Raw genomic sequence first — 12,632 nt, forward strand, 5'->3', positions numbered from 1 at the left:
GGGCGCGATCGGGGCCGCTGGCGAGGCGGCAGGTGGGAACCGTCCAGGGCTGCGGCCGAGGCGCTCTTTGGTAAACTCTCGTCGTCCTCCCGACGCGGCTGGATCTGAGACTAGGGTGCCGCAGGAGGTGCGGCAGAAATGTTCGCCTGCCGCTTCGCGGCGCGCCCGCCCGCGAGTGAGGAGAGGACGATGGTCACGAGCGCGCCGAGGAGGAGGGCCGCGCCCTCACCGGGTACGAGTAGGTGGGCTTGCTCACCGATCGTGGCCGCGGCGACGGGAACCCCGAGCTGGGCAGCAGACAGCAAGCCCAGAGGCAGCTCCTGACCGAGGAACCGAGTGGCGGCGTGGGCGAGCAGGGCGCCGCCACCGAGCGCGAGGCCCAGGAGGATCATCTGCGGGTGTGTGAGGAGGTCACCGAGGTTGAGGGACGCGCCGAGCCACACGAAGAAAAGTGGTCCGAAGAGCCCATCCGCGAGTGCGAACAGCTGTCTGGCTAGCCGGCGGGGCTCGCCGATGGCGGCGACGACCAGTCCGAAGGAAAACCCGGCCAACATGATCGAGACGTGGCCGAAGACCGCGAGAGCCGACATCGCAAACAAGACCGCCAATTGGATGCGGAGTTCGAGAGCGAACTTGCGTTGCTCGGAGAGCCGATGCAACCGCAGTCGAGCGCCGTTTCGCTCCAGACGCGACAACGTCAGGTAGAGCACCGCAGCGGCCGCTGCGACGGCGCCCGCTCCGAGGGCCGCCCGGCCGGCGTTGGGCGGATCGATCGCCAGAGGCAGGGCGATGATCGCGACGATGTCGGCGATGGCGACCTGGGCAGTGAGTTGCAGCACCGAGTTTCCGCGCAGCCGCAGGGAATCAATCACCGGCAGGACGAGTGCCGCGGAGGACGATGCCATCAGTACCGCGTAAAGGGGAGCGTGTGCGCTCCCGAAGACGACGGCGGCACCAATACCAAGCGCCACCGCCAGGACTCCGGTGAACAACGCACGAACTGCGCCCGTGCCCAGTGCGGAGCGGATCTGCGCGTCACGCACGGGCACGTGTGAGCCGGCGACGAACATGATCAGAGCGAATCCGACATTGGCCAACAGCGTGATCGATGGGTCCGACGAATCGACCAGACGAAGCCCCGTATGGCCAACGAGGATGCCCGCGAGGATCTCGCCCAGCGTCACCGGAAGATTCCACCGTCGCGGGATTGCCAGCAAAGGCCCGAGCAGCGCAACGATCGAGATGATCGCCAGGGTTTGGAATGTCATCGCGAAACCACCACTAGGGGACGGCCGGCCTCCCCAAGATCAGGTCGGCCAGCTGCACGGGAATGTTCGTGTTCTCATCGGTGTGATATGTCGCACAGACCCGGTGGTACCCGTCTGCAATGTGTACAGGCACCGCCGAAGAGAGATTGCCACGAACGAGCAGAATCGGCGAGAGCTTCACGCCAGTCCGGATTTTCATCAAGTCAGAGGCGACGTGGGGGTTGGTCACATCAAGGAGCGGTAGGCCCGCCGCCCGCAGAATGTCCTTGGCCTTCTGAATGGTGATCGGCGTATCCTGGAGCGCCTGCACGGTGGCGTCGACGCTCTCAGCCTGCAGGAGCAGGTGCAAGTAGTCCGCGGCGCTCGGGTAGTCCTGCGCCTCGGGCGACTCCAGCCATTTGACTTTTTTGGGCATGGGGACCTCCTCTTGTTCTTCAAGCAGGCTTTGGGAATGAACTTTCCTACCCCGCCCGAGCCGGAATCCACCGCCCGGTAGCTTGAGCGTAGTGGTGATCCGGCTCTTTGAGAGGCAACCGCGATGCTGGCGTCGAAAGTGCATCAATTTGCGCTGAGTTCGGCTTACGGCGATGAAGAGCCTCCCGGTAGGTACGTTCATCGTCGATGAATTGCAAGGCTGCGGATCGGGGCGTGACGGCGACAGAGCCCTTCACCGGGCTGTCAAGGCAGGAGGGGAAGCTCACGGCTGCAGGGCCAACGACCGGCTACAACGAGGAACGATGTTCTCGGGCCTCGGGCCTCGGGCCTCGGGGACGGCAGGGCGGTGACTCCGCTGTTCTCGAGATGGTAGCTGGCGCCATTTTGGTGAGATGACGTCAGCGCGATGAACGATGCGGTCGATCATGGCCGCGACCGCGACTTGGTCGCCGAAGACGTCTCAAAGCAGCGAGATCTGACTCGCCCATTCGGCCCCGTACTCGCAGTCAGCCGGACCCCCCCCCTGCGCTGAACCGCCAGGCCACCTAGTCCGAGCCCGCCGAGCTCATAGGGATGTCGGCCCGATGGCTTTATCTCGTCCCGACGGAGGAGCGGCCATGAAAACTGGTGGTCCCCCTCTGTTTCTTCTACGTGAATTGAAGTGTCTTCCCTGAATATTTGCTGTGTGAAACGTGAAAGGGTGCATCCGCGAGAGCAAGCAATCGAGAAGTAGTTTCCGTATAGGGAACAGATCCGGTTTTCTTCACCGCATGCAGCACAAACCACGCACCATGACGAAGGGAATTTCCATGTTGTCCAAGACAGGTAAGACACTGACCATCATCTCTCTTGCTGCTGCCGCTGCCCTCGGGCTATCAGCGTGCGCGAGTACCACCACGAGCGCTCCGGCTCCAACGCAAAGTGCGATGGCAAGCCCGAGCAATGATTCTGCAGCGATGCTCGTCGGCACGGGGTGCGCGGCGTATGCCAAAGAAGTTCCCACCGGACCTGGCTCAGTGACGGGAATGTCCACCTCGCCCGTCACTGTCGCTGCGTCGAACAACCCGCTCCTGAAGACGCTGACGGCAGCAGTCTCCGGGTCCCTGAACCCGGCCGTCAACTTGGCAAAGACTTTGGATGGGGCGCAGTACACGATCTTCGCCCCGGTGGATTCCGCGTTCGCTAAAATCGATGCCGCCACCCTCGCCACCCTGAAAACGCCTGCTGGAGCGGCGACGTTGACCAGCATCCTGACCTACCATGTCGTTCCCGGTCAACTTGCCCCGGACATGATCGCTGGCCCCCACGCCACCGTCAACGGTGCCAGCCTCACCGTGACCGGCAGTGGAGACACCCTCAAGGTCAACGGTGCCTCGGTGATCTGCGGCGGAGTTCAGACCAAGAACGCAACCGTGTACCTGATTGACACCGTCCTGATGCCCCCCACCAAATAGCATCGTCTCAGTTCACCGTTGGCAATTCCTCGATCTGCGATCGACGCAGGCCGCGCCCGCTGGCCCGATCACAGATCGAGAACTCACGCGACCGACCAGAGCAACCAGACGTTCGCCTGCTCCGGAACCACGACCGGACTTCGGCGTCAGGTGCTCGTTCGATGCGTTCGATACGTTCGATGCGAGCCTGGACAAGCTCGGGCTCGACAACGTCGATCTCTACCTGATCCGCAGGTCGATGCCCGCGAAAGACTGCCACGTCGAGCGCTATGTGGATGAGGGCGAATTAGGCGAGGGCTTGCTTTCACTTGGAGCCAGGCGAGCGCCAGCACTGGCCAATCGTTTGAGGTTCGCAAGGCCCGATCCACATCGATTCAGCTTCCCGCGTGGGGTGATCTCGACGTGAAGCGGGATGCGCGTCGTGCGACACGGTGGGGGTAGCTGCGTCGGCGCACGGGATGCTCGGCGGGGCGGTGTTCGGACTGCTTGGCACTAAGGCTGAAGAACCATCGTTTCGCGATCTCGACGAGTACAAGGTAAATAACGACCATTCCGACCAGCGCCAGGAAGAACGGTGCCGGGAGCGGAGCAAATCCGAGCACATCGTAGAGCGGTGAGTACGGCAGCCAGGCACCGATAGAGACCACACCGAGGGATGCCAGAGTGAGCCCGAGCGAAGGACGACTACGGAAGAAGGGAACACGGCGGGTGCGAATCGCGAAAATGATGAGCGTCTGCGTAGCGATTGACTCGATGAACCAGCCTGATCGAAACTCGGGTGGTGCCGCGCTGAAGACGAAGAGCATGAGAGCGAAGGTGGCGAAGTCGAAGAGCGAGCTGATCGGTCCGAAGACAATCATGAAGTGGCGGATGAAGCGGATGTCCCAGTGCGAGGGTGCATGAAGCTGTTCCTCGTCGACCCGGTCGCTCGGGATCGCGAGCTGGCTGGCGTCGTAGAGCAGGTTGTTCAGGAGGATCTGGCCAGGGAGCATTGGAAGGAAGGACAAGACCACCGATGCGACGGAAGCGCTGAACATGTTGCCGAAGTTACTGGATGTGCCCATCAGTACGTACTTGATCGTGTTAGCGAAGATACGGCGGCCCTCCATCACGCCGTTTGCGAGCACGCTGAGGTCCTTATCCAGCAAGAGCACGTCCGCAGCATCCTTAGCGACGTCGGCCGCAGTCTCGACGGAGATACCAATGTCGGCCCGATGAAGGGCCAGAGCGTCGTTGACGCCGTCGCCGAGGAAAGCGACCGAACGTCCTTTCTCGCGAAGTCGTTCAAAGATCCGCGCTTTCTGCTCAGGTGACACACGGGCGAAGATGGTCGCTCGGCGGGCGGCTTCCCCGAGTTCGTCGTCGCTGAGGGCGTCGATATTCTCGCCCGTCAAGGTGCCGCCGGAGATCATTCCCAGGTCTGCGCAGACCTTCTCGGCCACTTTGGCATTATCGCCGGTCGCGATCTTGAGGGCGATACCGAGGGAGGCGAGCTGGTCGAGGGATGCGCGCGCATCGGCTTTGGGTTTGTCCACGAAGACGAGAAAGCCGGCCAGCGTCAAGTCTTGTTCGTCGGCGGCTTCAATCAGGGCGAGGCCTGCTACGACACGACTCGCCACCGCGACCACTCGCGCGCCCGCTTCGTACTGGGCGTCGAGAATGGCCTGGGCGCCCGCCGAGACGTCCGAGCAGCGCCCGAAGACGTCCTCTGCTGAGCCCTTGGCGATCAGGCGGGGAGTACCCTCAGCGTCGACAACGAGAACGCTCGTCATGCGCCGGTCGTGATCGAACGGAACAAGGTCGAGCTGGTGCGTGCTGCCCACGACGAAAGAAGCTGCTTCTGGGCCCTGCCATAGGGCGGCATCCAACGCGTTGAGACCCACAATCGATGGATGAGTTTTGGTGTAGTCGGTCTCCGTCGCCAGCAAGCCCAGACGAAACAACTCCTCGGCCGTGATCGTTCCGTAGGCGGGTATCGCAGCAGTGAAGCTGATGCGCCCCTCGGTCAAGGTTCCGGTCTTGTCCGTGACCAACAGATCCAGATCGCCGAGGTCTTCGATACAGACCAAACGCTTGGGGAACGCCGTTGACATTCACCCGCAATTGTTGTTAGTTATGGTTAACATGAATTCTGAGCGCAACTACTCCATGACCAACCGTTCGATCAGCGTCGCCAAGACCCGGGCGCGCATTCTGCGCGCCGTGCTGGAACTCGCGACCGAGAAACTGACCGTCGAAATCGTGCTCGCCGATGTCTCTCACCGGTCAGGTGTGACCGTGCAGACGATCCTTCGCCATTTCGGGAGCCGCGCTGGCCTCTTTGATGCCGCCGTCGAGTTCGGCAGTGCCGAGGTCGTGGCCGAACGCGCCACTCCGGTGGGCGACGTTACCGAAGCGGTGCGGGTGATCATCGATCACTACGAGACCAGAGGCGATTGGGTGATCGCCTTGCTCGGCCAGGAGGGCTCCGACGAGCGCATCCGGGGCATCACGATGCCGGGAAAGCAGCTTCACCGCGATTGGGTGGAGACGGTGTTCGGCCTGCGGCTTGCCAAGCAAGCCAGCCCCGAGCATTCAGCCATCACCGACCTGCTGGTTGTTGCGACGGATGTCTACACCTGGAAACTCCTGCGCCGCGATCGCGGCCTCAGCCGCGAACTGACCGAGCAGAGGATGCAGCAGCTAGTGGATGCGATCCTCGCATCACCGAGAGAATGAGGGAACTGAAATGTCTCGAGTCCTTTTTGTCACCTGGGATGGCGGCGGAAACGTCGCTCCGGCGGTAGGAATAGCGCAGGAATTGCTTCGTCGAGGTGAAAAGGTGTCCTTCCTCGGCCAGGAGCAGCAGCGCGCGGCCTTCGAGCGAGCGGGGTTCGACTTCGCCTCCTACCGGAAACCTGGCCCGTGGACCGCAACGGGAAAACGGGGTGCCGCCTCAAACGCCATCGGCTTTCTTCGCCTGATCACCGGACGCAGCCTCGGCCGCGACCTGCTTGCAGAGGTGAAGAAGGCGCCACCTGATCTTGTCGTCATCGACTGCCTGCTCTTCGGGGCGTTGAACTCTGCGGCACAGGCGGGGCTTCGCCGAGCGGTGCTCGTGCACTCCCTCTACGACGCCGTCGATCGGAAGATGGCCAGCGGCGCCCCGGGGGCCGTCGCACGGATGACCGGCCTGCGTCCGCGAAGACTGTGGGCCGAAGCCGACCTGGTCATCGTCGCAACCCTCGAGGAACTGGACCGACCCTCTCATCGGGGCTCGACAGTGAAGCTCAACTACACGGGGCCGGTGCTGACGGAGCTTGCCCGGGATATCGCGTCGCCGGCTGTCCCACCGACGCCGACGATCCTGGTGAGCCTGAGCACAACCTACGTCGCCGGGCAAGCCCAGGTGCTTCAAAAGGTCCTCGACGCCGTCCGCGATCTCCCGGTGCGGGTGCTCGTCACGACTGGCCCGGCAGTAGAGCCCGACGAACTACAGGCGCCCGCAAACACGGCACTGCACCGCTATCTCCCCCATGCCGAAGTGATGCCCACTGTCTCCTGTTAACGCCGACCGAAAACAGGGCCAGAAACGCCAACTGAAAATAGGGCCACCAACCATTATGGAAGGTGATCAAATTGGATGATTGGGCAGAGATTCGCCACCTGCATTCGACGGGCAAGCATTCGAAACGGGAGATAGCCCGGCTGGCCGGGGTGTCCCGGGGAACGGTGGATCGGGCGTTGGCTGTGGATAGGTCGCCTACGTATAAGCGCGAGCCGACCGGGTCGAGTTTCGACGCGTTTGCGTCGCAGGTGCGGGTGTTGCTTGCGGCAACGCCGACGATGCCGGCCGCGACCGCGGCCGAACGGGTGGGCTGGTCGGGGTCTCCGTCGCTGTTCCGGGCCAAAATCGCCGAGCTGCGCCCGGAGTACGCGGTGCCGGACCCCGCGGACCGGCTGGTGCACCCGCCCGGGTTCCAGGTCCAGTGTGATCTCTGGTTCCCGCACGAAGACCTGCCGCTGGGCCATGACCAGGCTGCTGCGCCGCCGGTGCTGGTGATGACTTCGACGTTCTCCGGATTCATCCAGGCCCGCATGTTGCCGTCTCGGACGACGCCGGATCTGCTCGGCGGGATGTGGTCGTTGCTGCAGGAGGCCGAGGCCGTTCCCGCCCGGCTGACCTGGGACAACGAGACCGGCATCGGGCGCGGGAAACTCACCGAGCCCGCCGCCGCGTTCGCCGGTACGCTCGGCACCCAGATCAAGCTACTCAAGGCCCGTGACCCCGAGTCCAAGGGCATGGTCGAGCGGATGAATCGGTTCTTCCGCAGCCGCTTCATGTCGGGCCGGGCGTTCACCTCGCCCGACGACTTCAATGAGCAGTTGGCCGGGTGGCTGCCCATCGCGAACAACCGTCTCTCCCGGTCACGCAGAGGCCGCCCGCAGGACCTGATCAGCATCGACCGGGCGGCGATGCGCGGGCTGCCGCCGCTGGCGCCGGAAGTGATGTTCCGAAATAGCGTCCGGCTCCCACGGGATTACTACGTTCGCGCTTTCAGCAACGACTACTCCGTCGACCCGACCATGATCGGCCGGGTCGTGGACGTGACAGCGGGCCTGGAACGCGTCACCGTCCACCACGACGGGGTCCTCATCGCCGCGCACCGCCGGAAATGGGCTCGGCAACTGACCGTGACCGATCCGGCGCACGTCCTCCGCGCGGCCGAGCTGCGCGCGCAGTTCCAAGCCCAACGCGCCCGCCGGCCCGCGGTCACTGCCGTCGTCGAGATGGCCTCACTGGCCCGCTACGACGAACTCTTCAGCGTTGACCTAGACACCACCCCGACCGTGTTGGCGGTCGCGTCATGACCGGGTCGGAAGCGGCCTCGCAGATCGAGTACTACGCCCGCGCGCTGCGGGCCCCACGGATCAGCGAAGCCTTCCGGCGCCTGGGCGACCAGGCCCGCGACGCGGGCTGGTCCCACGAGGAATACCTCGCCGCAGTGCTCTCCAAAGAGGTCTCCGAACGCGAAGCCTCCGGGGCAGCGCTCCGCATCAAGGCCGCCCGGTTCCCGGGTCACAAAACCCTCGAGGACTTCAACTTCGACCACCAGCCCTCCGCAGACCGGAACCTGATCGCGCACCTGGGCACGAGCGTGTTCCTCACCGAAGCGAAGAACGTCGTCCTCCTCGGGCCTCCCGGAACCGGGAAAACACACCTCGCCGTCGGCATTGGAATCAAGGCCGCCAAAGCCGGCCACCGGGTCCTCTTCGACACCGCGACGGGCTGGGTGACTCGACTCCAAGAAGCCCACTCACGAGGCAAACTCGCCGCCGAACTCATCAGGCTGCGCCGTTACAGCCTGCTGATCGTCGATGAGGTCGGCTACATCCCCTTCGACCAGGACGCCGCGAACCTGTTCTTCCAACTCGTGTCATCTCGCTACGAACACGCCTCACTGATCATGACGAGCAACCTGCCCTTCGCCCGCTGGGGCGACGTGTTCGGCGACCTCACCATCGCCTCCGCGATGATCGACCGCATCGTTCACCACGCCGACGTGATCAGCCTCAAAGGCAACAGCTACCGGCTCAAGCAACACCAACCCACCGCGACTACGGCACACTAGAACCACACGAGAGTGGCCCTGTTTTCAGTTGGCAGAAGTGGCCCTATTTTCGGTTGGCGTTAACATCTCCCTGGTCGTCGGGCACGGCGGGCACTCGACCACGATGCTTGCCCTGGCACACGACCTACCCCTAGTCATCCTGCCGATCAACCTCATGTTCGATCAGGTTCTCATCGGACGCATAATCGAGGAAAAGGGGGCAGGGGCAATGTTGCCATCGTCCTCGCCCCCCGCGAAGATCCGCGCGGTCATCGAACAGGTATTGGCCGATGACGCATATCGGAGCGAGGCCGAACGCCTCGGGAAAGCGATCCGCGCCAGCCGGGGGACGGAGAAGGCTGCGCAGCTGCTCCAGTCGCTGATGTCCCCGTCGTCCACACCCCATCGTTGACGGGGTCCCAATCACATCAATTCGGGTGTGGAGCGTGTGCTGGCGACCGCGCAGCTGTCGGCATGATTATGGCTTGGTATGAGAGATCTCGCAGGCGACTCGAGCACCACGGCAGCACAATCGCAGGGTTGCACTTTAGCCTTCGGCAATGGGGAGAATGCGGAGTCGCGGCTGGAAAACGGTCATGCCGGCACTCATCGCCCTGGCGGCCATCACTTCGGCCGCCTGGATCGGCATCACTTTCCTGGCACGGTTCGCTGAATTGAGGGCCGACCGCGAGGGCTAACAACCGCGCTCACGATGATCTCGTTCGAGTAACCCAGTGGATTACTGGACGCACAGGCCAGGTCGCTGGTGCGTCCTTCGCTCGGGAACGCGTCGACGCCATCGATGAGGATCGTCGGCGAGCCCGCGAACGGTACCTGCGGGGCATCTTGGATGATGACAGAAGCCGGTCTTCGATGGTGGCGTCGTGTTTACGTTCGGGTCCGGTGCGGACAGGACGCGGAAAGAAGGGCTTGACTAGATGGGCGTGCAGGGCACGTTGGAAAGGCCGTGTTGGGCGTTGGAGCTTTGCGCACCGCATTCGACGATGTTGCCGCGGACGGGCGTGAGAGCGAATCCGTAGCCGGGGCCGTTGACGTTGGCGGTGTTGTTACGAAATATGTTCCCGGTTCCCCATCCGTCGAGAATTTCGTGGGTTTGGAAGCCGTCCTGGGGTGAGTTGGTTCCCGTGTTGGAGTCGATGGTCCAATTGTTGCCTTTGACATTCACCCAGGCATTGGCTGCAGACTGCACAATCATCGAACCGTCGAAGGTGTTCTGATTGAGGGTGCCGCCGGTTGTTCCCTCTTTGATGTCGACGCTTTCCGCTGTGGTGCCGGAGATGGTGTTCCCGGTGATGACGTTGCGGTCGCTGGTGTCGGGGGCGCAGTTGCTGATAGTGCACCAGTTGCTTTCGGCAGTGCCGACGTAGATGCCTTCACCGAATTTGCGCTTGAAAAGCCCTGTATCCGAAATCGTATTGCCGACTAGCGTGTTGTCACTGCTGAAGGCTCTCAGGTGGATGGCTTCATCGCCCACGTGCTGAACGGTCAGGTTCTGGAGGACCGTGTTGCTGGTCCCATCCAACATCACTCCCTTCTGCCCGTTGCGGACGGTAAAACCGTCTAAAACCCAAAATGCGGCGTCTTGGAGGTGCAGAACATACCCGTGACGGTCATCACCTCCGTCCAGAACGCTGCTCTTGGTTCCGCAGAGGGTGATGGGCAGCGCGGCGCTACCTCGCCCGGACGCGGTGAAATTTCCGGAATAAACGCCGTCAGCGAGCTGGATAACCGTTCCAGGCTGCGGGTGGTCTAGTGCCCGGGTGAGCTCGGCGGCGCTGGTCACGATCACTGTGGCGGCACTGGTGGGGCACCCCGCGTTTCGGGTTGGCGCCGTGGCAGCCGGGCTGGCGGAGGCGAACTGGCTCGGTTCCGTGGCAACTCCTGGGTCACCCGAGGAGGTATTTTCCTGGGTCAGCCAGCCGCTGTAGAGGACGGCGAAAACGGCCAGCAGGGCGATCGCCAAGAGCAAGACCAAAAAGACTGGTGGGTGCTTCATGGCAGCCTCCGGGCCGGCACGGGCGTGTGTTGGGTGTTCTTTGTTCCTTCGCGGGTGGCAATGTTGCGGGATGGCTGCGCGTGCTCGGGGAATGGGCTATGGATGCTTCGAAGTTGCAGATGTCGTTTGCGGGTGACTGCGCTTCCGAGAAGGAGTGTTGCGAGGAAGAGCCACACGAAGGTGAGGGGTTGGAACACCCAGTTCGTGACCGTTGCGAGTGTGGGTGCTGGGTGCCACCCCCGGACGTCGTTGTTCCCGACAATGCTGTCACCTGAGGATGCCCCGGTCGTTTCGGACCAGATCGCGGTTGAGCCGGTCCCGGATACGGTGTTGTCGGTGATCTGCGATTGGCTGGTGTCGCCTTGGAGGGCCATGCCGTGGTTGGTGATTCCGGCCACGACATTCGCCGTCACAGAGGCAGCAGAATTCCGCAGGGACACGCCGGTGTCCCCGCCGCTGATGGTGTTTCCTGTCACGGTCGATGACGTTCCGGCGTCTCGGATCGCGATGCCCCGGTTGCGTTGGTCCTGGAGGGTGTTATTCGTCAGCTGCACGTTGGCTGCCCCGTGGTCCACGAGGATGCCGTCCTCGTTTCGAGAGATGGACGACGCTGTCACTTCCACGTTCTGTCCGCCGCTGATTTCAATGCCGTTTCGCGTGTTGCCCGTAATGGTGCTGTTCACGATTCGGTTTCCCCCGTATCCCTGGGTGCCAAATCCTGCCGGGCAGGGGCCGAGGGCGAGAGGTTGGCCGTCAATGTTGAAGCCGTCACGCCCGTTGTTCGCTGAAATGTCATCGTGATAGAGAGCATTGCCGCTGGAGCGGTCCAAAGAGAAACCGTCGCCATAATTGTATGTCGACGTCGTGTTGCTGATGGTGGTTTCGGTGACCGCTTGGTGCAACGCGAGGCCGTCGATGAGGCTTCCTGTGATCTGGGTATCGTCAACGGCCAGATTGTGTGCGTTACTCGCGAAGATTCCGTAAGCGTTTCCTGTCACGGTGACATGGTCAACGGTTGCGGAAGCAAGGGTGTGTTGCTCGCCTGCTCCCTCGGAGATCTTGGCGAGGTCCGCTCCGGCAACCAAGGGTGCGCCGTTGGGGATCGTCCCCGCTACTAGGGTGCCCGAACCGATCGAAGAATCAAAAATATTCGACGGGTCCGTTCCGGTGAACGCGAGGCCGCCGGTGTTCCCGCCCCAAAAGCCGAGATTCGCTATGTGCGCGTGGGTGAGGTCGGTGTGTCCGCCAATTGCCCGAATGTACGCCCGGCCATCGCTGGTGCTGGTGTCCGGTGCTCCCAAGGCTGGATCCCAGCTCGTGATCGTCGCGGGGGCTGCCGCCGAACCAGACACACTCAGGGAGCCCCCGAGAGTGACGATCGAGACGAAGGAAGCCGAGTCACTCTTCAGGCGGAGGCTGATCCCTTCGGGAGCGTCCAACGCCAACGTCGCCCCGGTGAGGACAACCAGGTTTTCAGTGAGAAAGTAAGACCCTTCGGGCTGGCGGATGAGAGTATCCGGGGCCAGCGCGAGCAGGTCCGCCAGGGTGTAGGGGCTATCCCGCCCGGGCAAGACGAGAGTGAACGTTCCGCTGGTTTCCAGCCGAAACGGACCCACCAGGCTGCGCACTCGGAACGGAGCGAGGGTGGCCATAGCCCGCACATAGACCAGCCGTTTGTTCTCCCCGGTCACCAAGGCCGACTCCCGCGCCGGATCACCCGGATACAGAGTCCCCACAGCGCCAGAGCCAACCGCATCACCACGAGCATTACTCATCGGTGCGGATTGTTTTCCAACACTGACCCCGAGTATCCACGTGGCCGCGACCGCAGAGGTCACGAGCAAAACAAGAACGATAATTACAATGG

At 62.9% G+C, this 12,632-nt stretch carries 11 protein-coding genes; 6 read left to right on the top strand and 5 right to left on the bottom strand.

Annotation, left to right across the window (positions count from 1 at the left end):
- Window positions 1–110: 110 nt before the first annotated feature.
- Entirely contained in the window at window positions 111–1,268 is a 1,158-nt protein-coding gene (locus RHM57_RS10625; RefSeq protein ID WP_322187995.1) for a cation:proton antiporter, read from the bottom strand.
- 13 nt (window positions 1,269–1,281) lie between these two features.
- Entirely contained in the window at window positions 1,282–1,683 is a 402-nt protein-coding gene (locus RHM57_RS10630) for a hypothetical protein (RefSeq protein ID WP_322135505.1), read from the bottom strand.
- 829 nt (window positions 1,684–2,512) lie between these two features.
- Here RHM57_RS10630 and RHM57_RS10635 point away from each other — a divergent pair.
- Entirely contained in the window at window positions 2,513–3,157 is a 645-nt protein-coding gene (locus RHM57_RS10635) for a fasciclin domain-containing protein (protein ID WP_322137288.1), read from the top strand.
- Window positions 3,158–3,531: 374 nt separating this feature from the next.
- On the opposite strand, the gene RHM57_RS10640 is transcribed toward RHM57_RS10635, so the two are convergent.
- Window positions 3,532–5,250 (bottom strand): HAD-IC family P-type ATPase, encoded by a 1,719-nt coding sequence (locus tag RHM57_RS10640; RefSeq protein WP_322135504.1) that lies wholly within the window; start codon window positions 5,248–5,250, stop codon window positions 3,532–3,534.
- 31 nt (window positions 5,251–5,281) lie between these two features.
- On the opposite strand from RHM57_RS10640, the gene RHM57_RS10645 reads away from it, so the two are divergent.
- The 5 genes from RHM57_RS10645 (at window position 5,282) to RHM57_RS10665 (ending at window position 9,160) form a co-directional block, all read left to right on the top strand.
- Window positions 5,282–5,875, top strand: coding sequence for a TetR/AcrR family transcriptional regulator (locus tag RHM57_RS10645; RefSeq protein ID WP_322135503.1), 594 nt, complete (start codon window positions 5,282–5,284; stop codon window positions 5,873–5,875).
- A gap of 103 nt (window positions 5,876–5,978) precedes the next feature.
- Window positions 5,979–6,704, top strand: coding sequence for a hypothetical protein (locus RHM57_RS10650; protein WP_322187997.1), 726 nt, complete (start codon window positions 5,979–5,981; stop codon window positions 6,702–6,704).
- A 182-nt stretch (window positions 6,705–6,886) separates the two neighbouring features.
- Entirely contained in the window at window positions 6,887–8,008 is a 1,122-nt protein-coding gene (locus RHM57_RS10655) for a Mu transposase domain-containing protein (RefSeq protein ID WP_322138562.1), read from the top strand.
- Window positions 8,005–8,769: an IS21-like element helper ATPase IstB gene (gene istB / locus RHM57_RS10660; protein WP_322135186.1), complete on the top strand. Its 765-nt coding sequence runs from the start codon at window positions 8,005–8,007 to the stop codon at window positions 8,767–8,769. The genes RHM57_RS10655 and istB overlap by 4 nt, the downstream gene beginning before the upstream one ends.
- A gap of 37 nt (window positions 8,770–8,806) precedes the next feature.
- Window positions 8,807–9,160, top strand: coding sequence for a glycosyltransferase (locus tag RHM57_RS10665; RefSeq protein WP_322189858.1), 354 nt, complete (start codon window positions 8,807–8,809; stop codon window positions 9,158–9,160).
- Window positions 9,161–9,682: 522 nt separating this feature from the next.
- Here RHM57_RS10665 and RHM57_RS10670 read toward each other — a convergent pair.
- Together RHM57_RS10670 and RHM57_RS10675 are read right to left on the bottom strand one after the other, a co-directional pair.
- Complete coding sequence (locus RHM57_RS10670; RefSeq protein WP_322187999.1) at window positions 9,683–10,765, bottom strand: right-handed parallel beta-helix repeat-containing protein; 1,083 nt, start codon at window positions 10,763–10,765, stop codon at window positions 9,683–9,685.
- Window positions 10,762–12,417, bottom strand: a complete 1,656-nt coding sequence (locus RHM57_RS10675; protein ID WP_322188001.1) for a right-handed parallel beta-helix repeat-containing protein — start codon at window positions 12,415–12,417, stop codon at window positions 10,762–10,764. The genes RHM57_RS10670 and RHM57_RS10675 overlap by 4 nt, the downstream gene beginning before the upstream one ends.
- Between the last annotated feature and the right edge of the window lie 215 nt (window positions 12,418–12,632).

Source organism: Cryobacterium sp. 10S3, from assembly GCF_034344045.1.
In the GTDB taxonomy this organism is placed as follows: Bacteria; Actinomycetota; Actinomycetes; order Actinomycetales; family Microbacteriaceae; genus Cryobacterium; species Cryobacterium glucosi.